This window comes from Rhodococcus sp. FG69 (genome assembly GCF_057808915.1).
The window spans coordinates 368141-387805 of the sequence record NZ_JBMDIX010000001.1 but is presented as its reverse complement, the minus strand read 5'-3'; the positions used below and the strand labels follow the sequence as shown (position 1 = coordinate 387805).

Here is a 19665-nt window from a genome sequence, read left to right as displayed (position 1 = left end):
CTCCTAGTCGACGAGTCGTTCACCGGTGACGGTTGAGAACAGGTGAGTCCGCTCGGCCGCATAGGACAGCGTGATCTTCTCGCCGCGACAAGGAGGGATGCGCCCGTCGGCCCGCACGACGATGGGCTGTTTGGTGCCGTTGACGTCCGCTTGACCGTAGACGTACGCGTCAGCGCCAAGCTCTTCGACGACGTCGATGGTGACCTCCAGCCCTACCCCGGTCGTCAGTTCGAGGTCCTCTGGGCGCACACCGAGCGTGACCGAGCTTTCCCCGATTCCGGCGATCGCTGCCCGTGGTACCGGCACGACTTCACCGCCGAAACTCACACCGCCGTCGACCAACGGCAGTTCGAGCAGGTTCATCGCGGGCGATCCGATGAATCCTGCGACGAAGACGTTGTTCGGGTGTTCGTACATTCGACGCGGGGTGTCGCACTGCTGCAGCACTCCATCCTTCAGGACTGCGACGCGGTCACCCATGGTCATGGCCTCGACCTGATCGTGTGTGACATAGACGGTGGTGGTCGCGAGCCTGCGCTGCAGAGCCGAGATCTGGGCGCGAGTCTGGACGCGAAGCTTCGCGTCCAGGTTGGACAGCGGCTCGTCCATGAGGAAGACCTGCGGCTTACGGACGATCGCCCGTCCCATTGCAACGCGTTGACGCTGGCCGCCGGAGAGCGCTTTGGGCTTGCGATCGAGGAACTTGGTGAGGTCGAGGATCTTCGCGGCATCGTCGACACGACGCTTGATCTCGGCCTTGTCCTCGCCGGCGATGCGCAGTCCGAAGCCCATGTTCTCCCCGACCGTCATGTGCGGGTAGAGCGCGTAGTTCTGGAAGACCATCGCGATGTCGCGGTCCTTGGGCTGAAACTCGGTGACGTCGTTGCCACCGATGGTGATCGCGCCGCGGTCGACGTCCTCGAGGCCGGCGAGCATGCGAAGGGATGTGGACTTGCCGCAACCGGACGGTCCGACGAGTACAAGGAACTCGCCGTCTTCGATCGAGAGGTCGAGCTGGTCGACTGCAGGCTTGTCACCACCCGGAAAGAACTTGGTGACGTTCTCGAATGCAACTGTTGCCATGATGGAAGCTCCTTCACCGGCAGGAACGTGCCGGACGATCCGAGTGGAGTAGCGAGAAGTTCATATATGTGAATGTAAGCCAAGTAGGTGACTTCGTTTCGAAGTATGTACTACCGTGATGCACAGCACAAGTACTTCCGAGAACTCTGCTTCGACAAGGAAACGAGAGAACATGACACGGCTGTTGATCACCGGCGCCGCCGGAAACATGGGCACGATGCTCCGACCCCTACTTCGTCGGCCGGACCGAACCCTGAGACTGTTCGACATCGCGGAGGTCGCCGACATCGATTCCGTCACAGAAGAGTTCGTTCAAGGGTCCATCACGGACCGCGATGCGGTCGGCAACGCAGTGAAAGGCGTCGACGCCATCGTGCACCTCGGCGGACTGAGCACCGAAGACTCCTGGGCGAACATTCTGTCCATCAATGTCGACGGCACCCAAGCCGTGTTCGACGCCGCCGTCGCCCACGGAGTCACCCGTATCGTCGCGGCGTCCAGCAACCACGCCGTCGGATTCTGGACACACGCCGAATCGGAGGGCAAAGCCCTTGCAGGCGACGTCGCCCCACGGCCCGACGGTTTCTACGGCTGGTCGAAGGCTGCCATGGAGGCGCTCGGTCGGATGTACCACGACCGGTTCGGCATCGACGTCGTCAACCTACGCATCGGGTCGAGCTTCGAGAAGCCGCCGAACTACCGCGGACTGGCCAGTTGGATGTCGCCGGCGGACACCGCACGGCTCATCGAAGCATCACTGTCCGACAGCGCGAAGGGATTCCACACCGTCTGGGGTATCTCGAAGAACTCGCGGGCCTGGTGGTCAGGTGCGGAAGGCGCCGCGATCGGCTACGAACCACAGGACGATGCGGAGCAGTTCGCGGACGAGTTCCTTGCCGATCACGAGTGGACCTTCGACGACCCGATCCTCCAGCGCGTAGGTGGGGCGTTCTGCGACCACCCGCTCGGCAAGCGCATGCGCTGAGCAAGGTGTTCGGGTGGGGCCGCGTTGCGTTCGGGGGGTGACCGAATGTCTGGTTCGGTCACCCTCGCGTGAGCGAACGACTCATTCGGTCACTTCGCATGAGCGAACGACTACTTCAGTCACTCTGAGTAGACGAACGACTCATTCGGTCACCTCGCGTGAGCGAATGTCTCTTTCGGTCACCCCTCGCGTGAGCGAACGACTCATTCGGTCACCCAACCGCACCAACCCAACCGCACCCCACCCAACCCAACCCAACCCAACCGCACCGACCCAACCGGACCTCTAGGAGGCGTACGCGCCAATGATGGTGCCAAGGGCGTCGAGCTGCGGCCGGTTGACGAGTCCGAGGTGGTAGAGATGCAACTCGTCGGCCCCTGCTGCGACGGCCGCGGCGACGTGGGCGTCCACTTCGTCGAGTTTCTTCGGCGGCAGGACGGACACGTATGCGCCTACTGCGACGTCTGCGCCGACCAACGTCCGCGTGCGCTCGACCACCGACACCGTTTCGGCGGTAGCGGGCCACGCGGACACCAGAACTGCGTCGACGTCGGACGCAGCGGTGCTGGTCAGGGCAGGAGACGGTCCGGTCTTCCATGGATCGGGGTGTCCGTGCAGTGTGACACGCACGTCCGAGGTCTCCGCTCGGACACCGGAGAGAACCTCCCGACGCAGGGTGTCTGCATCGCTGTGCCGCACGGCCAACACAGCGCCGACCTCCTCGGCGCTCAACACGTCTTCGATTCCAGCGGTCGGCGACAATGTGCCGGACGACAGCGCGTCGATACCGTCGCGCAGCTTGGCGACGATCTTGTCCGCGTCGACACCGAGCTCACCCCACGCGGTCAGCTCACGGGAGGTGCAGCTGATCGACATCATCGCGTCTCCGACGCCCGGGTATGCACCGTCCGTCTTCTCGTGCGGTCCGACGTGCGCGAATCCGAGTTGCCCACAAGCCTCGATGGACACTCCGTGGAGTTCGACGCCCCGCACGGCCTCCGCCGCGAGAGTTCGCGCATAGGCGACGATGTCGGGATGACCTGGGTGCAACGCATACGGATAGCGATCCCCGAACGCGTTGACGACGGTGGCGTCGGGATGAGCATGTCCGAGAATGGTGCTGTGCGACAGTACGATCCACGCGTCGACCTTGATCCCGGCCGCCAAGAGAACAGCTGCAGCGTCACCGAAGGCGTCGTCGGACCCACTCCAGGGTGCGGTGCGCGCGACGACGGCCATTCCATTCCAGGCTTCGGAACGCAGCGGCCGGTACAGCGCGGCGTGGTGCGCATCGACCACTTTGTGCGACGGGTGCAATGGCGTTGCGGCCCTCGTCGAGTGATAACTGGCTGCGAGTGCGATCTCACCGATCCCCAACTCGAGCGCACGATCGACGAAATGCGGATCCCCGAGCACGTCCCACGGGTAGGCATGCGCGACGACGCGATCGACAGTAGTTCCGGACATGAATAGCCCCTCAGGATGAATTCAACAGACAGGACAGCGTTCACACATGGGAACACAAACACATGGCGGCTGTCCACGATCCGACCCGCGCCAGACCATCTGCCAGGCCCTCGGCCTCCCTTCCGACCTGCACGTCGACACCCCCGAAGTCAACCGAGGCCGCGCCTGGACACGGGACGGAATCGACGGCGTCGAGCTGTCCTGGGCCGTCCCGGCCGAGACGTCACGCACCCAGGGATGGCTCTTGACGCCCGCCGACCACACCGGCCACGACCTGCCTGCTGTCCTCCTACTCCACGGCCACGACGGGCTGAAGTTCTACGGCAAGGAAAAGGTCGCCGATGGTCCCGACGGCCCAGCTCCCGGCATCCCGGAACTGCGACGGCGAGGCTACGACGGTCGATCTGTCGCGGCAGGTCTCGTCGCCGCGGGTTTTGCCGTCCTGATCCACGACGTCTTCCCCTGGGGTAGCCGCCGAGTCGAGTGGGACAACTTTCCTGAGCGCGCCCGCGCTGCCGCACAGACACACCCCGAGAGCGACCGGTACGAGGCCGCGGCACGCGAACACGAACACGGCCTCGCCAAGCTGGCGGCCCTCACCGGATCGTCGATCGGGGGTCGGGTACTGGTGGAGGACATTGCAGCCCTGAACATCCTCGGCAGCACACCGGGCATCGACTCGTCTCGAATCGCGACGGCCGGATTTTCCGGAGGCGGCGCACGCGTCGCGCACCTGTTGGCCGCCCGCGACCACGCGACCGCACCGCTGAAAGCTGCCGTCGTCACCGCCATGACGAGCACGTTCGCCGACATCGCCAACGGCCATGCCGACGACACGACCTGGTTGATGATCACCCCCGGCCTTCCCGCCGTCTGCGATTGGCCTGATGTCATCACATCGGCTGCGCCGCTACCCATCCTGGTCCAATTCGCCAGGGAGGACCGCCATTTCAGCGTCACCGGGATGCTCGACGCCGAAGCCGCCCTCCAGCGGGCATACCGCGGTACCGACGCTCTTGCCACACAGTGGTTCCCACACGGCCATCGGTTCTCCTCCGACATGCAGGACGATGCGATGCGCTGGATGCGGGCGAACGTATGACTCGTCATGCTTGACATGACGTGTGACTGCCGTCATAGTGAGTCTCAGCAATTCACATAGAAGACGTGGGTTCATATACGTGAACGGATAGCGATGAACCGGAAGCGCCCGAAGGACGCACCGACAGTGCGGATCTCGCGGCTCGCCGGGCGCCTCCCGCTCCCACACACAGCCTCCCCGGCACACTGCCGATAGACCCAGACCCGCCGGCCACTCACCGGCCCGAAAACTTCGGAGCGTCACCCATGGTCATCACCACAGCCGAAAGATCGAGCGGTAAGCACACGCCTCCCGCTCGGCCGCGTCGCCGACGACGTCGCATCTCGGCGCCGTACATCCTCATCGCACCTGTCGTGGTGCTGCTCGCCGTGTTCATCTTCTACCCGGTCGCCAGTGTCTTCTACTACAGCCTGCAGTTCTACAACCCGACAACGCCATGGGACAACGGCTTTGCCGGGCTCGAGAACTTCGAACTCATGTTCGCCGACGATGCATTCTGGAACAGCCTCGTCGTCACGGCCAAGTGGGTCGGGGTGCAGGTCGTCTTCCAGCTGATCCTCGGCCTCGGACTGGCGCTTCTCGTCAACGAAGTCTTCCGCGGACGTGGACTTGCCCGCGCACTCGTGTTCTCGCCGTGGGCAGTGTCCGGCGTGCTCACCACCGGCATCTGGCTGTTGATCTACAACCCGTCGACGGGATTGTTCAAGCTGCTCGGCAGCATAGGCATCGGCGACGGCACGGCCGCTCCCATCGCCGATCCCGACACTGCATTCTGGGCGACCAGCGTCGCCGAACTGTGGCGCGGCGTTCCCTTCTTCGCCATCCTGATCCTCGCGGAGCTGCAGAGCGCGCCCAAAGACCTGTACGAGGCCGCGAACGTCGACGGCGCAAACCGTTGGCAGCGTTTCCGTTTCGTCACACTGCCGCACCTCAAGGCCGTCATCATTCTCTCGACGCTGCTGCGCGGAGTCTGGGAATTCAACAACGTCGACCTGCTCTACACGCTTACCGCAGGCGGCCCCGCGGACGTGACGACAACTCTGCCTCTGTACGTCTCGCAGCTGGCCACCACCGCCCAGGACTTCGGATACGGCGCGGCATTGACCACCGTGGCATTCGTGATCCTGCTCTTCTGCTCGATCCTCTACTTGCGCCTGAGCAAGTTCAACAGCGACAAGGCCTGAGAACATGACCACTACCGCAGATCGTCCCGTCGTCACGGCACCGTCGCCGGGTTACTCCGAGAAGATACGCGTGCACAAGACGAAGCCGAGATACTTCAGCGTCGGCTTCCCTCTCGCGCTCTATCTACTGTTCACGCTCGTCCCGTTCTACTGGATGGTCGTGTTCGCGTTCCGGCCCGCAGACTCGAACAGCATGCTTCCCTGGCCGATCACGTTCGAACACTTCGATACCGTGTGGAACACACTGGGCTTCAGCTTCTTCTTCAAGAACTCAGTGATCGTCGCCGGACTGTCCCTGGTCCTGACCACATTCGTCGCACTGGCTACCGGATACGCATTGGCGCGCTTCAAGTTCCGTGCCAAGATTCCGCTGGTGATGGCGCTGCTGTGCAGTCAGTTCGTGCCAGGCGCCATGCTGCTGATCCCGCTGTTCCAGGTGTTCCTCGAGATCGGGCTGGTGAACAACTTGTTCGGGCTCATCGTCGCCGATACGGTGTTCCAATTGCCCTTGGCAGCAATGCTGATGGCAGGCTTCATCTCTCAGATCCCGGTGGAACTGGAAGAGGCCGCGATGGTCGACGGTTGCTCTCGCCTGAAGGCATTCCGCATCATCATGCTGCCGCTTCTCCGGCCCGGTCTCATCGCCGTCGGATCGTTCGCCTTCATCGGCAGCTGGAACAATTTCCTGTTCGGTCTGATGTTCATCAGTAGCCAGGAGAAGTTCACGCTTCCAGTCGGATTGAGCTACACGATCGGTTCGTACAACGTCGACTTCGGCGTGCTCGCGGCCGGCGGTCTCATCGCCGCTGTTCCCGTGGTCGCCGTCTTCGCCGTCATCCAGAAGTACCTCGTCCAGGGCCTCAGTGCCGGAGCGGTGAAGGGCTGACCATGACAAAGAACCTTGTGACCCGCAGGGCAATGCTGGTCGGTACGGTTGCTGCACTCGTCCTTGCCGGATGCAGCTCGGAAACCTCCCTGCCCGACGGTGCATTGGGCGATCCGAACAGCGGCACTCTCACGTTCTGGGACAATAGTGCCGGGCCGGATCGAACACCGTTGTACGAGGAGCTGATTCGACGCTTCGAGGCCGCCAATCCGGGCATCGACATCCAGTACGTCGGCCTGCCGTCGGACAGCGCGCAGCAGAAGTATCAGACTGCTATCGCCGGCGGGTCGGCACCTGATCTGGGTATCGTGTCCACCGCGTATCTGGCTCCGCTCGTCGCGCAGAACGCAGTGATACCGCTCGACGATTTCATGGCGGCGTCACCGCAGAAGGACGAATACGATCCCAAGATCATCCAGTCCGCCATCGAGTCCGGCGGCGGCGAGAACCTGTACGGACTTCCGTACACCAGCAACAACGCCACCCTCTGGTACCGGGCCGACTGGTTCGACGAAGCCGGACTCGAGCCGCCCGAGACCTGGGACGAGTTCTACGAGGCCGCAGACGAACTGACCGACAGGTCCGACGGACGGTACGGGTTCACCATCCGCGGCGGCGCGGGCTCGATCTACCCACTGCTGCAACACATGTTCGCAACGACCGGCATCGAGAATTTTTTCGACGGCAGCGAATCCACGGTCAACCGACCCGAAATGGTCGACGCCATCGAGCGATTCGCAGCTCTGTACGACGTCGACACCCCCACCGCCGACGTCAACAACGGCTTCCCGCAGATGGTTGCCAGCTTCGGCGGCGGTTCGGTGGCGATGATGCAGCACAACCTCGGTTCGTTGAGCAACCACAAGAAGTCGCTGGGCGACAAGGTGGGAGCCATCGCGCTACCGGTCGCGGACAACGGTGTCCGCACGGTCATGACCGATCCGTTCCCGTCCTACACGGTGTTCAAGAGCAGCCAACACCAGGCGGCGGCGTGGAAGTTTCTCGAATTCATGACGTCTGCGGATTCGCAGGCGTACTGGAACGAGAACGTCGGGCAGATTCCGGTCAACGCCGACGCACGATCCGCGCCCGCGTTCCAGGCGATGCCGTCGGTACAGGCTGCGCAGGCCGCACTCGACGACCCGAAGACTGTGCTCGTCACCCCGCCCGACTATCTGCCGGACTTCGGCAAGATAGTGCAGGTCCAGATGCTCGGCCAGTGGCAGAAGGTTCTCATCGGCCAGCTCAGTGCCCAGGATTTCGCCGACGACTTCGCCGAGAAGCTCAATCGCTCCAAGGCCAAATACGATGCCCGTCAGGGCAAATAGGGGAATCCCACCATGTCCAGTGTGATCACAGAAGTCGCCGTGCAAGTGTTCAAGACAGAGGCGCGCACTGCGGTCGACTCGTACGGACACCGCCATTCCGGCCCTTCCATTCAGACGACGCAGGCTCTACTTCGCATCACCGACTCGGACGGTGACAGCGGGTACGTGCTCGGCAAGCCGAACTACCTGCGGCAGGACCAGCTGGAACAGCATTTCGAAGCAGTGCTGCTCGGTGCGGATCCTTTCGCGCGAGAAGCCATCGAGAAGAAGTTCGCCATCCGCCAGCGCACCAGGGCGGTCGAGTTGCCGGAGCACACGCTCAGCTACCTCGACCAGGCTTTGTGGGATCTGGTGGGCAACAAGTTCGGCACTCCGGTGTGGAAGTTGCTCGGAGGAGCCCGGTCCGAGGTGAAGGCGTACGCAAGCACCATGTGCGGCGACGACGTCGAAGGCGGCTTGTCCTCCCCCGAGGATTATGCGAACTTCGCCGTCACGTTGAAGGAACGTGGCTACCGGGGAATCAAGCTCCACACCTGGATGCCGCCCCATCCGGGGGCGCCGGATCTACATCAGGACATCGACGCGTGCGCCGCGGTGCGCGATGCCGTCGGGCCAGGTTTTTCGCTCATGCTCGACGGTTACCACTGGTACTCGCGCACCGAGGCTCTTTCACTCGGGCGGGAGCTCGACAGACTGAAGTTCGACTGGTTCGAGGAGCCGATGGACGAGTTCTCCCTGCGCTCCTACAAGTGGTTGGCCGATCAGATCGACACTCCCGTCATCGGACCGGAGACGACACCGGGCCGGCACAAGTCGAGGTCCGAGTGGATCGTCAACGAGGCCTGCGACATCCTGCGGGTCGGTGCGATGAACGGCGGCGGCATCACCCCGGCATTGAAAACCGTTCACATGGCCGACGGTTTCGGACTGGAATGCGAAATCCACGGCAACGGGGCGCCCAACCTCGCGCTCGTCGGTGGTGCCCCCAATGTGCACTGGTACGAGCGCGGGCTACTGCACCCCCACTCCGACTACGACTGGGTGCCGCCGCACCTCCACTCCATCGTCGACCCGATCGACTCGAACGGCATGGTGCAGATGCCCGATCGTCCCGGCCTGGGCGAGGACATCGATCATGAGTACGTCGCGGCGAATCTCGTTCAGGAGTACTGATGCCCCTGGGTGAAACAAAGTTCGACATGAGAGACAATGTCCTCATGGTGAACGATGTCACGGATGCCCTGGTTGGTTATTCTCCGGTGAAGTCGGCCGAACGCACCATCCACATCCTCGAGACGTTGGCTGCATCGCCGACGAGGATGAGTCTCGGCGAGCTGCAGGAGGCGTGCAAGTATCCGAGATCGAGCTTGCACGCGCTCTTGCGCACTCTGAAAGAACTGCGGTGGATCGAAGCCGACGAGTCGGGATCGCGTTACGGCATCGGCACCCATGCCCTGCTGACAGGTACGTCCTACCTCGACAAGGATTCCGTGGTCGGCCGTTCCGCTGCGGTGCTCGAAGCGCTGCGCTCCGACGTTCGGCACACGGTCCACTTCGCTCGCCGCGACGAAGACCATGTCATTTACCTCGCGAGCCGTGGGTCCAAGCTCGAAGTCCGCCGCATGCACCGCGTCGGCCGCAAGCTGCCATGCCACGTCACGGCATTGGGCCAGGCATTGCTGGCCGAGCTCACCACCGACGAAGTCGAACAGTTGCTCCCGAAGAAGCTCGAGCGGTTCACCGAGAACACCATCGTCGACCGCGACGCGCTGATCGCGGAGCTCGCCGAGGTGCGCAAGCGCGGGTGGTCCCTCGAACAGGAACAGGGCACCCTCGGTGTCGTCTGTATCGCCACAGTCGTGCCGTACCGCATTCCCGCGACCGATGCGCTCAGCGTGTCGATGCCCGCGGAGGTGGCGTCGTACCCCGGGGAGCTCGAACGTATCGCGGGCGTCCTGACCAAGCACGCCGACGCCTGGGCCCGCGAACTTCGCGCCGAAGGCGTCCGTTAGCTGGTCGCGGCTCGGGGCGCTCCGCACCCAGTGGCGCGGTTGAGTGCATTGCTGTGCACTCAACCGTGCCACTGGGGTTCTACTTGCCGAATTCCGCCGTCCCGACGGTCCAGGCCTTGGCCTGGTCGCTGAGGGTGAAGCCGAGACCGGGGCGGTTGGAGAGATGCATTCTGCCGTCGCGGGTTTCGAGGTGCTCGTCGAAGAGCGGGTCGAGCCAGTCGAAGTGCTCGACCCAGGTCTGTAGCGGGTAGACAGCCGCAAGGTGCAGGTGGATCTCCATCGCGAAGTGCGGTGCCATCTGCAGGTTGTGGTGCTCGGCGAGCGCGGCGAGCTTCAGAAATTGCGTGATACCGCCGATGCGCGGCGCATCAGGCTGAATGATGTCGACCGACCCTGCTTCGATCAAGCGGACATGCTCTCCGACGCTGGCGAGCATCTCACCGGTCGCGATGGAGGTGTCGAACGTACGAGCAAGCATGGCGTGGCCTTCGGCGTCGTACGCGTCGAGCGGCTCTTCGATCCAGACGAGGTCGAACTGTTCGAGGATGCGGCACATGCGATTCGCCGTGGGTCGATCCCACTGCTGATTGGCATCGACCATGAGAGGCACGTCGTCGCCGAGGTGCTCGCGGACCGCAGTGACGCGCGCGATGTCGGTACGCCAATCGGGCTGACCGACCTTCAGTTTGATGCCGCCGATTCCCGCCGCCAGTGATGCTGTGGCGTTCTCCAGTACCTCTTCGATCGGGGTGTGCAGGAATCCACCGGAGGTGTTGTAGGTCTGCACCGAGTCACGCGTCGCACCGATGAGCTTGGCAAGCGGCAACTGGGCGCGCTTGGCCTTCAGATCCCACAGAGCAATGTCGATTGCGGCAATCGCCTGCGTCGCAACACCACTGCGACCGACAGACGCACCTGCCCACTGCAGCTTCGTCCAGATCTTTGCGATGTCGCTCGGATCCTCGCCGATGAGTATCGGAGCGATCTCCTGGGCGTGAGCGAACTGTGCAGGGCCGCCTGCCCGCTTGGAGTAACTGAAACCGATTCCCTCGTGCCCCTGCTCGGTCCGGACCTCCGCGAAGAGGAAGGCCACCTCCGTCATCGCCTTCTGTCTGCCGGTCAGGACTTTGGCGTCACTGATCGGGTTCTTCAGGGGCAGCGTGATCGAGGACAGCTTCACGTGGGCGATTCGATCGATCGTCGCGTCCCCGGCAGCGAGTGCCCTGACGGCTGCGTCGGGCGCGGCGAGACCACTGGTCGGCTTGGGGGCTTTTCGGGTTTCCACGTCGATGGACACTGCGGTTTGTCTCCCTTGAACGGCTGCGGTGGGCTACCTCACACGATATTGAGCCTATTCATTCAAGTCCAACACTCTTTATGGATGCTTTGATTCAATAGCTGCATCGAACCATTGGTTGCGATATCGTCGACTCACCCGACGAACGTGTGAATTCACCGCAGTAGTGCCGGGCGCTTGCTATCGAAGGCCCATCCGTCGATCAGATACTGCATGCCGATGGAGTCGTCACGTGCTCCGAGTCCTTCGCGCTGGTACAGCTCATGTGCTGCATCGACGCGGTCCCAGTCCAATTCGACGCCGAGGCCCGGCTTGTCGGGAACCGTCAGGTATCCGCCCTCGATCTCGAAGGGCGCCTTGGTCACTCGCTGACCGTCCTGCCAAATCCAATGTGTGTCGATAGCGGTGATGATGCCTGGCGCGGCCGCCGCGACGTGGGTGAACATCGCCAGTGACACGTCGAAGTGGTTGTTGGAGTGCGACCCCCACGTCAGGCCCCATGAGTCACACAGTTGCGCGACGCGAACGGAGCCGTTCATCGTCCAGAAGTGCGGATCGGCGAGGGGAATGTCGACTGCGCCGGAGCGGATTGTATGGCCCAATTCGCGCCAGTCGGTCGCGATCATGTTGGTTGCCGTCGGCAATCCGGTCGCGCGCTTGAATTCCGACATGACCTCGCGGCCGGAGAAGCCACCCTCGGGTCCCACGGGATCTTCGGCGTAGGCGAGAACGTCGCGAAGACCTGTGCACGTCTCGATAGCGTCCTTCAGCAACCAGCCGCCGTTCGGGTCGAGGGTGATGCGCGCGTCGGGGAATCGCTCGGCCAACGCGGTGACGGCGAGCGCTTCCTCGGCGGCAGGCAGCACCCCACCCTTGAGCTTGAAGTCCTGGAACCCGTACCGGGCCTGCGCGGCTTCGGCGAGACGCACCACGGCGTCGGGCGTGAGTGCTTCCTCGTGACGCACGCGCAGCCACTCATCGCCGCCTGCAGCCTCGTCGCCGGGGGTTCGGTAGGCGAGATCGGTCTTGCCTGCATCTCCGACGTAGAACAGGTACCCGAGCGCCTGCACCTTGTCACGCTGCTGACCGTCGCCGAGCAGCGCCGCCACCGTGACTCCCAGGTGTTGGCCCAGCAGGTCCAGCAGCGCCGATTCCACAGCGGTAACGGCGTGTACGGCGATGCGCAAGTCGAAGGTCTGGGCGCCGCGCCCACCGGAATCGCGATCGGCGAACGCCGACTTCATGCCCGCCAGAACAGCGTTGTACGTGCCGATACTCGCCCCCTCGACGAGTGGGCGAGCGTCTTCGAGGCAACCACGGATCGGCTCGCCTCCCGGCACTTCCCCGACTCCGGTGTTGCCCGAAGAGTCGGTGAGAACGACCAAATTACGCGTGAAGTAGGGCGCATGGGCGCCACTGAGGTTGAGCAGCATGCCGTCGTGACCCGCAATGGGGACAACTCGCATCTCGGTGACGACCGGGGTGGTGTTCTGCGCGTTCATGGCTCGTCTTTCTATCGGCGTGCTGGAGATGGCCGGTGACCAGGCTCACACGAGCCTAAGCTCCGAACCGATGCTCGTCCAACACAAAATGGGCATCACCCGATGCATTATCGGTATCGATCGGTCTGGGACCACCGCTCAGCATGAACCGGCGTCGATACCCAACCAGCATCGAAAGGCGGACTTTTTGACTTGGACACGTATCAATACTGCTTCTAACGTCATTGCTATGAGTCAGGCCACGTCGATCAGACGAGGCGATCGAGAAGAGACGAAGGAGCCACCCATGACAGCATCGTTGACGCAGTCCGCCAAGCTCACCGGAAAGTCGATGATTGCAGGCGAGTCGGTGCCGGGCTCGGGAACCGCAATACACGGGATCGATCCCAGCACAGGCAAGACACTGGAGCCCGCATACCACCACGGTGACACCTCCGACGTCGACGCTGCTGCCGCTGCCGCTTGGGCCGCCTTCGGCGACTACCGCGCAACCACGTCGGAGATCCGCGCGCAGTTCCTCGACACCATCGCCGACAACATCGCAGCCCTCGGCGAAACACTGATCGAGCGCGCCGTTGCCGAATCCGGCCTCCCGGTCGGGCGCATCACGGGCGAGGTCGGACGCACCACCGGTCAGCTTCGCCTCTTCGCGTCGGTGCTGCGCGAGGGAAGCTGGAACGGTGCACGTATCGATCCGGCACTTCCAGACCGAGCACCTCTGCCTCGCGCCGACATTCGTCAGCGCAAGATCGCCCTCGGGCCCGTCGTCGTGTTCGGCGCCAGCAACTTCCCCCTCGCTTTCTCGGTCGCGGGCGGTGACACCGCCTCCGCCCTGGCCGCCGGTTGCCCCGTCATCGTCAAGGCGCACGATGCCCATCCCGGAACGTCCGAGCTCGTCGGCCGCGCCATCGCCGACGCCGTTGCCTCCACCGGCATGCCGTCCGGAACCTTCTCGCTGCTCTACGGTTCGGGCCGCACACTCGGCACCGCGCTCGTGACCGACCCGCGTATCAAAGCTGTCGGCTTCACCGGATCACGTTCCGGTGGAACCGCTCTCGTCGCAGCGGCCGCCGGCCGCCGCGAACCTATCCCGGTGTACGCCGAGATGAGCTCGATCAACCCGGTATTCGTTCTGGAGAAGGCACTCGAGACCCGCGGAGCCGAACTCGGACGCGCATTCGTCGCATCACTCACGCTCGGATCGGGTCAGTTCTGCACCAACCCGGGCCTGGTGATCGCGGTCGACGGTCCCGGTTTGAACTCGTTCGTCGAGTCGGCTCGGACTGCGGTCTCGGAGACGACGCCCACCACGATGCTCACTCCCAACATCGCAGCCAGCTACGCCAGTGGCGTCGAGGCATTGTCCGAGTCGGCAACCGAACTAGCACGCGGCGTCGACACCGATGCACCCAATACCTGCCGCGCAGCTCTTTTCGTCACCGACGCCGACTCGTTCCTCACCTCCGAGGTCGAGCAGGAAGAGGTCTTCGGGGCGTCGAGTTTGATCGTCAAGTGCAGCGACGCTCAGCAGGTTCGCGACGTGGCGGTACTTCTCGAAGGCCAGCTCACCGCAACGATTCACGTCGACGACGAGGACCACGCCGAGGCCGGCAAGCTCCTGTCGGTCCTCGAACTCAAGGCAGGACGAATCCTGTTCGACGGCTGGCCCACCGGCGTCGAGGTCGGTCACGCAATGGTGCACGGCGGGCCGTTCCCAGCTACCTCCGATTCGCGCACCACGTCGGTCGGTTCACTGGCCATCGAGCGCTTCCTTCGGCCCGTTGCGTACCAAGACGTTCCGACTGCACTGCTGCCCAGCGCAATCGCCGAAGGCAACCCGGACAAGATCTGGCGCCGCATCGACGGCCAGCTCAGCCAAGACTGACTCACCTCACCCTTCCCCCCTTCAGACCATCAGGAGACCGCAATGCTCGACGGAGTCCTCTTCTTCCCCGTCACCCCGTTCACCGAGTCCGGCGAGGTCGACTACGACCTGCTGGCGGCACACGTCGCCAAGGGCGTCGATGCAGGCCCGGGCGGAGTCTTCATCGCCTGCGGCACCGGCGAATTCCACGCCCTCGAAGGGGAGGAGTTCGGCAAGATAGTTCGAACCGCGGTCGACGTCGTCGCGGGACGCGTGCCGGTGTACGCCGGTGCAGGCGGATCGGTTGCCCAGGCGAAGGCTTTCGCTCGCAGCGCCAAGATCAACGGCGCCGACGGTCTCCTACTCCTGCCGCCGTACCTCGTGACAATGCCGCAGGCGGGCCTCGTCAGCTACACCAAGGCGGTCACCGACGCCACCGACCTGCCACTCATCGTCTACAACCGCGGCAATGCTCGGTTCACCGAAGCCTCCGCAGTCGAGGTTGCACAACTGCCCACCGTGGTCGGATTCAAGGACGGCACAGGTGATCTCGATCAGGTTGGCCGCATCGTCCGTGCAGTTCTCGACGCACTGGAGCCGTCGGGCAAGCCTTTCCAGTTCTTCAACGGCCTTCCCACTGCCGAGGTGTCGCAGCAGGCGTATCACGCAATCGGCGTGACACTGTACTCGTCGGCAACGTTCGCGTTTGCACCCGAACTGGCACTCGCCTTCTACCAGTCCATCCAGACCGGCAACGACAAGCTCACTGCCGCGCTGCTTCGCGACTTCTTCCACCCGCTGGTGCGCCTGCGTGATCAAGTGCCCGGGTACGCTGTCTCCCTCATCAAGGCAGGGGTCACGATGGAAGGCATCGAGGCCGGACCCGTCCGACCGCCGCTGATCGACATCAGCGCAACGCATCTGGACGAGCTGACAGAGATCGTCGCAGCCGGTCGCGCAGTCCTCGCGAACGAACTCGCAGTTCACTGATGTCCGGTACCGATACCGTGCGGGGCCCCATCAGGATCACCGGCGCTCGGATAACACCCGTTGCGTTCGTCGATCCGCCCCTGCTCAACACGGTCGGCGTGCACCAGCCATACGCTCTGCGCGCAATCATCGAGCTGGACACCGACGCCGGCCTCGTCGGCCTCGGTGAGACATACGCCGATACCGCCCACATGGCACGCATGGAAGCGGCGGCCGAGGCCATCACTGGCCTCGACGTGTTCGCACTCAACGAAATTCGCGCGGCGATTGACGCCCAACTGGCAACGTCCACCATCACGGGCGGCGACGGTGTCGCGGGCATGATCACGACGGCGAGCACCACCGACCGCGTCTTCTCGCCATTCGAGGTGGCCTGCCTCGACGTGCAGGGGAAGGTGCTGGGACGTCCGGTGTCGGACCTGCTGGGCGGGAAAGTACGCGACGCCGTTCCGTTCAGCGCCTACCTGTTCTACAAGTGGGCGGCTCACCCGGGCGCCGAGGCCGACGAGTGGGGTGAGGCCATCGATCCCGATGGCCTCGTCCGTCAAGCACGAAAGATGCTCGCCGAGTACGGCTTCGGCGCAATCAAGGTCAAGGGCGGCGTATTCTCACCCGACGAGGAAATCGCCGGGATCAAGGCGTTGCGCACAGCCTTTCCGGAGCTCCCCCTTCGCCTCGATCCGAACGCGGCGTGGACCGTCGACACGTCGATCCGAGTGGCATCGGAACTCGACGGAATCATCGAGTATCTGGAAGATCCGACACCGGGTCTCGACGGTATGGCAGAGGTCGCTCGTGAGGCGAAGATGCCCCTCGCAACCAACATGTGCGTCGTCGCGTTCGACCAGCTCGCGCCCGCTGTACGCGGGGATTCGGTTCAGGTCGTGTTATCGGATCACCACTACTGGGGTGGTCTGCAGCGTTCACGTCTGCTGGCAGGGGTGTGCGATAGCTTCGACCTAGGCTTGTCGATGCACTCCAACAGCCACCTGGGCATCAGTCTTGCGGCCATGGTCCACCTGGCCGCCGCGACGCCGAACCTCACCTACGCGTGCGACACACACTGGCCGTGGAAGAACGAGGACGTTGTCGAACCAGGTGTGCTCGAGATCGTCGACGGTGCTGTTGCCGTGCCCACCGGCCCTGGGCTCGGCATCGAGATCAACGAGGACGCTCTCGCTGCACTGCATCAGCAGTACCTCGACTGCGGCATCCGCGACCGCGACGACACCGGTTACATGAAGAGCATCGACCCGAGCTTCGAGAACTCCAGCCCGCGCTGGTAGCGGCTGGTTCGTTCAGCGTGCTCCCGTCGAATGTGAGCGTGCGTTAGATTGATACTCCGCCGTACCGGCAGGCGTCGCCGCGATACAAGGAGTGAATGGATTGTTCTCGCTCAACCGGCTGACCTGCTTCATCGCCGTCGCCGAGGAACTTCACTTCGGACGGGCGGCCGAGCGACTGCATATGACACAGCCTCCGCTGAGCCGTCAGATCCAGCAGCTGGAGAACGAAGTCGGCGTTCAGCTCATCGATCGCACCAGCCGATCAGTCACATTGACCGCAGCCGGTGTCGCATTCCTACCCGACGCCCGACGCATCCTCGATCTCGCCGAGGGCGCAGTTCTCACGGTTCGACGTGTACCCACCGGAGACCTGGGAACCGTGGTCGTCGGATTCACCGGCGCCTCAGCGCATGCCGTACTGCCTCAGCTGCTGGAGAAGGCGCGCGTGGAACTTCCCGACGTCAAGATCGTTCTCCGCGAGATGGTCTCGGCGGTTCAGATGGAGTCGCTCGCCATCGGCGATCTCGATCTAGGACTCGCACGTCCACCGCTGAAGAGGCCGGGCATTGCCTCGCGTCCGGTGCTCCACGAATCGCTCGTTGCTGCCCTCCCCGCCGATCACCCTCTGGCCGAACACGAGACGCTCACCGTCGATCATTTCGATGATCAGCCGATCATCATGTATTCGCCTGTCGACGCCCGCTACTTTCACGAACTGCTCATCAGCACCTTCACCATCGTCGGTGTCACCCCGCGGTACGTCCAGTACGTGACTCAGGTGCACACCATGCTCGTGCTGGTGCGATCGGGAATCGGTATGGCGCTGGTGCCCGAGTCGTCCACCACCATGCAGCCGAGCGGTGTCGTCTTCCGTCCGGTGGACACCTCACCTGAACGACCGGTCGAACTCAACGCCGCCTGGCGCATCGACAACGACAACCCCGCCCTACATCGCTTCATGTCGGATGTCCTCCCCACCCGTGAGTGGCCCTGAGCATTCTCCCCACGACCTGACCGAGCCCATCGGTCCATTCCAGCTACTTGGGCAAACCTACCGGTGGCTTCACGGCAACCACGGGACACTGAGCTTCGAGCAGCACTCGCTGAGAGATACTGCCCAGGAACAGTTTTCCGACGGGCGATCGCCTACGAATACCGATAACCACCAACTCGGTCCCTTCGACGTACGACAGATCGATCAGGTTGTCGGCGTGCGAACGGCCCTTCTCGTTCTGGTGGTACCTGACCACGACGCCAACGGCACCTGCCTCGTCACGGGCAGATTGGACGGTTGCATCGAATCCATCCTCGGAAGCGCTGTCCTCTTCCGCGACGACGATCAGGTCGACTCCGCGCTGGACCGCCTCGCCGAACGCGAATGGAAGTGCACCTTGGCCTTCGACGGTCGGCGAGTAGCCGACTACGACGGTCATCGGGTCACCGGCGTGGTAAGAGTGCCGTCGGTGAGGAACTGATCGAGATTCTCGAGCGTCAACGCTTCCATAGCCGCTCGTGTCTCGACCGTGCCACTACCCACGTGTGGCAGTAGAACGACGTTGTCCAACGACAGCAGCGCATCGGGAACCGAAGGCTCGTTCGCGAAGACGTCGAGCCCTGCACCTGCCAGCCGGCCGTCCGCGAGCCGTTCCACCAACGCGTTCTCGTCGACGACGCTGCCGCGGGCAACGTTCACGAGGTAGCCCTGAGGTCCGAGTGCGTCCAGGACCTCGCTGTCGACGAGGTGCTTGGTGCCCGAACCTCCCGATGCTGCGACGATCAAGATGTCGACACTTCCCGCAAGGGCCTTGGGCGATGACGCGTACGCGTACGGGGAATCCGTGATCTCGTTGCGGTTGTGATAGCTGATGGGGCAGCGAAATCCATCGAGTCTGTCTGCGATTGCGCTTCCGATGCGGCCGAGGCCGAGAATTCCGACGCGCTTGCCCGTCACCTGACGAGTGAGCGGGGAGTTGCCTTCCGTAACCCACCGACCGGCGCGCACGAAGCGGTCCGAGAAAGACACCTGACGAAGAGCGTCGATCACAAGTCCGACGGCAAGATCCGCGACACAATCGGTCAGAACATCCGGCGTGTTGCTGATGCCGATATCGCGAGCAGCGGCGGCACCGACGTCGGTTGTGTCGTACCCGACGCCGAAGTGGACGATTGCGCCGAGCCTGGGCAGCTGATCGATCAGCTTCGCGTCGACTCCGGTTCGGCCGGACGTGACGGCAGCGATGATGGACTCGCCATGAAGGGCGAGGAAGTCGGCCCGCTCGTCACCGTCGGGGAGGACCAGGGCGTCGTAATTGTCTGCAAGGGTCTCCATAAGCGACGGCTTCAACGGTCCGACTCGGAGCACGCGGCCGGCACGGACCGAATACTGTTGTGCCTCAGTCGATATTTCCGAACCAACCGTTGTCATCGTGGTCCAACTCCTCGCCGTCGTCGTAACACCTGAGTCGGTACACAGGCCGCACGCGTACACGCGTGTTTCCCAGTACGCTATTCCGCTTTTTGGATACCTGTCCAACACGGAAATAGCATGAATTGATACCCAAACAGCATGGAATTCGTACTTACTACACCCTATCTTCAGTCCGAAATCGCTGTCCCACCTGGTCAGACGGCCTTGTAGGTGACTTCGACCGCCTTGACTGACCCAATGTGACCCACAAA

General features: G+C 63.3%; 17 protein-coding genes. 11 read left to right on the top strand and 6 right to left on the bottom strand.

Annotated elements, in window-relative coordinates; genetic code table 11:
• Positions 1-3: 3 nt before the first annotated feature.
• Positions 4-1083: an ABC transporter ATP-binding protein gene (locus ACODSO_RS01845; RefSeq protein WP_489034588.1), complete on the bottom strand. Its 1080-nt coding sequence runs from the start codon at positions 1081-1083 to the stop codon at positions 4-6.
• 172 nt (positions 1084-1255) lie between these two features.
• Here ACODSO_RS01845 and ACODSO_RS01840 point away from each other — a divergent pair, with 172 nt between their 5' ends.
• Positions 1256-2068 carry an NAD-dependent epimerase/dehydratase family protein gene (locus tag ACODSO_RS01840; protein WP_489034587.1) on the top strand — a complete coding sequence of 271 codons (813 nt, stop codon included), beginning with the start codon at positions 1256-1258 and terminating at the stop codon, positions 2066-2068.
• Positions 2069-2353: 285 nt separating this feature from the next.
• Here the strand turns inward: ACODSO_RS01840 and ACODSO_RS01835 are convergent, their stop codons facing one another.
• Complete coding sequence (locus tag ACODSO_RS01835; protein WP_489034586.1) at positions 2354-3535, bottom strand: hypothetical protein; 1182 nt, start codon at positions 3533-3535, stop codon at positions 2354-2356.
• Between the two features lie 46 nt (positions 3536-3581).
• Between ACODSO_RS01835 and ACODSO_RS01830 the strand changes: the two genes are divergently transcribed.
• The 6 genes from ACODSO_RS01830 (at position 3582) to ACODSO_RS01805 (ending at position 10047) form a co-directional block, all read left to right on the top strand.
• A complete protein-coding gene (locus ACODSO_RS01830) occupies positions 3582-4637 on the top strand; it encodes an alpha/beta hydrolase family protein (RefSeq protein WP_489034584.1) in 1056 nt (351 codons plus the stop codon).
• A 245-nt stretch (positions 4638-4882) separates the two neighbouring features.
• On the top strand, positions 4883-5821 hold the full coding sequence (locus tag ACODSO_RS01825; protein ID WP_489034582.1) for a carbohydrate ABC transporter permease: 939 nt from the start codon (positions 4883-4885) through the stop codon (positions 5819-5821).
• A gap of 4 nt (positions 5822-5825) precedes the next feature.
• Positions 5826-6707, top strand: a complete 882-nt coding sequence (locus ACODSO_RS01820; protein WP_489034581.1) for a carbohydrate ABC transporter permease — start codon at positions 5826-5828, stop codon at positions 6705-6707.
• A gap of 2 nt (positions 6708-6709) precedes the next feature.
• Positions 6710-8035, top strand: a complete 1326-nt coding sequence (locus ACODSO_RS01815; protein WP_489034580.1) for an ABC transporter substrate-binding protein — start codon at positions 6710-6712, stop codon at positions 8033-8035.
• A 12-nt stretch (positions 8036-8047) separates the two neighbouring features.
• Positions 8048-9208 (top strand): enolase C-terminal domain-like protein, encoded by a 1161-nt coding sequence (locus tag ACODSO_RS01810; protein WP_489034578.1) that lies wholly within the window; start codon positions 8048-8050, stop codon positions 9206-9208.
• Between the two features lie 26 nt (positions 9209-9234).
• Positions 9235-10047, top strand: a complete 813-nt coding sequence (locus tag ACODSO_RS01805) for an IclR family transcriptional regulator (protein WP_489034577.1) — start codon at positions 9235-9237, stop codon at positions 10045-10047.
• Between the two features lie 79 nt (positions 10048-10126).
• Here ACODSO_RS01805 and ACODSO_RS01800 read toward each other — a convergent pair whose 3' ends face one another.
• Both ACODSO_RS01800 and ACODSO_RS01795 read right to left on the bottom strand, forming a co-directional pair.
• Complete coding sequence (locus tag ACODSO_RS01800; RefSeq protein ID WP_489034575.1) at positions 10127-11344, bottom strand: L-talarate/galactarate dehydratase; 1218 nt, start codon at positions 11342-11344, stop codon at positions 10127-10129.
• 155 nt (positions 11345-11499) lie between these two features.
• Complete coding sequence (locus tag ACODSO_RS01795) at positions 11500-12846, bottom strand: enolase C-terminal domain-like protein (RefSeq protein ID WP_489034573.1); 1347 nt, start codon at positions 12844-12846, stop codon at positions 11500-11502.
• Between the two features lie 286 nt (positions 12847-13132).
• Between ACODSO_RS01795 and ACODSO_RS01790 the strand changes: the two genes are divergently transcribed.
• The 4 genes from ACODSO_RS01790 to ACODSO_RS01775 all read left to right on the top strand — a co-directional run bounded on the left by ACODSO_RS01790 (position 13133) and on the right by ACODSO_RS01775 (position 17980).
• Positions 13133-14731, top strand: a complete 1599-nt coding sequence (locus ACODSO_RS01790) for an aldehyde dehydrogenase (NADP(+)) (RefSeq protein ID WP_489034572.1) — start codon at positions 13133-13135, stop codon at positions 14729-14731.
• Between the two features lie 42 nt (positions 14732-14773).
• Positions 14774-15700 carry a 5-dehydro-4-deoxyglucarate dehydratase gene (locus ACODSO_RS01785; RefSeq protein ID WP_489034570.1) on the top strand — a complete coding sequence of 309 codons (927 nt, stop codon included), beginning with the start codon at positions 14774-14776 and terminating at the stop codon, positions 15698-15700.
• Positions 15700-16986, top strand: coding sequence for a glucarate dehydratase family protein (locus ACODSO_RS01780; RefSeq protein ID WP_489034569.1), 1287 nt, complete (start codon positions 15700-15702; stop codon positions 16984-16986). The genes ACODSO_RS01785 and ACODSO_RS01780 overlap by 1 nt, the downstream gene beginning before the upstream one ends.
• Positions 16987-17086: 100 nt before the next feature.
• Positions 17087-17980, top strand: coding sequence for a LysR family transcriptional regulator (locus ACODSO_RS01775; protein WP_489034568.1), 894 nt, complete (start codon positions 17087-17089; stop codon positions 17978-17980).
• Between the two features lie 43 nt (positions 17981-18023).
• Here ACODSO_RS01775 and ACODSO_RS01770 read toward each other — a convergent pair whose 3' ends face one another.
• Positions 18024-18419: a universal stress protein gene (locus tag ACODSO_RS01770; RefSeq protein ID WP_489034567.1), complete on the bottom strand. Its 396-nt coding sequence runs from the start codon at positions 18417-18419 to the stop codon at positions 18024-18026.
• Positions 18416-19411: a 2-hydroxyacid dehydrogenase gene (locus ACODSO_RS01765; RefSeq protein WP_489034565.1), complete on the bottom strand. Its 996-nt coding sequence runs from the start codon at positions 19409-19411 to the stop codon at positions 18416-18418. Before ACODSO_RS01765 ends, ACODSO_RS01770 begins: the two co-directional genes overlap by 4 nt.
• Positions 19412-19665: the final 254 nt, after the last annotated feature.

Excerpts from the sequence above, each read along its gene's own strand:
- ACODSO_RS01845 (WP_489034588.1), bottom strand. The coding sequence starts at position 1,083 with ATGGCAACAGTTGCATTCGAGAACGTCACCAAGTTCTTTCCGGGTGGT.
- ACODSO_RS01840 (WP_489034587.1), top strand. The coding sequence starts at position 1,256 with ATGACACGGCTGTTGATCACCGGCGCCGCCGGAAACATGGGCACGATG.
- ACODSO_RS01835 (WP_489034586.1), bottom strand. The coding sequence starts at position 3,535 with ATGTCCGGAACTACTGTCGATCGCGTCGTCGCGCATGCCTACCCGTGG.
- ACODSO_RS01830 (WP_489034584.1), top strand. The coding sequence starts at position 3,582 with ATGGGAACACAAACACATGGCGGCTGTCCACGATCCGACCCGCGCCAG.
- ACODSO_RS01825 (WP_489034582.1), top strand. The coding sequence starts at position 4,883 with ATGGTCATCACCACAGCCGAAAGATCGAGCGGTAAGCACACGCCTCCC.
- ACODSO_RS01820 (WP_489034581.1), top strand. The coding sequence starts at position 5,826 with ATGACCACTACCGCAGATCGTCCCGTCGTCACGGCACCGTCGCCGGGT.
- ACODSO_RS01815 (WP_489034580.1), top strand. The coding sequence starts at position 6,710 with ATGACAAAGAACCTTGTGACCCGCAGGGCAATGCTGGTCGGTACGGTT.
- ACODSO_RS01810 (WP_489034578.1), top strand. The coding sequence starts at position 8,048 with ATGTCCAGTGTGATCACAGAAGTCGCCGTGCAAGTGTTCAAGACAGAG.
- ACODSO_RS01805 (WP_489034577.1), top strand. The coding sequence starts at position 9,235 with ATGAGAGACAATGTCCTCATGGTGAACGATGTCACGGATGCCCTGGTT.
- ACODSO_RS01795 (WP_489034573.1), bottom strand. The coding sequence starts at position 12,846 with ATGAACGCGCAGAACACCACCCCGGTCGTCACCGAGATGCGAGTTGTC.
- ACODSO_RS01790 (WP_489034572.1), top strand. The coding sequence starts at position 13,133 with ATGACAGCATCGTTGACGCAGTCCGCCAAGCTCACCGGAAAGTCGATG.
- ACODSO_RS01785 (WP_489034570.1), top strand. The coding sequence starts at position 14,774 with ATGCTCGACGGAGTCCTCTTCTTCCCCGTCACCCCGTTCACCGAGTCC.
- ACODSO_RS01780 (WP_489034569.1), top strand. The coding sequence starts at position 15,700 with ATGTCCGGTACCGATACCGTGCGGGGCCCCATCAGGATCACCGGCGCT.
- ACODSO_RS01770 (WP_489034567.1), bottom strand. The coding sequence starts at position 18,419 with ATGACCGTCGTAGTCGGCTACTCGCCGACCGTCGAAGGCCAAGGTGCA.
- ACODSO_RS01765 (WP_489034565.1), bottom strand. The coding sequence starts at position 19,411 with ATGACAACGGTTGGTTCGGAAATATCGACTGAGGCACAACAGTATTCG.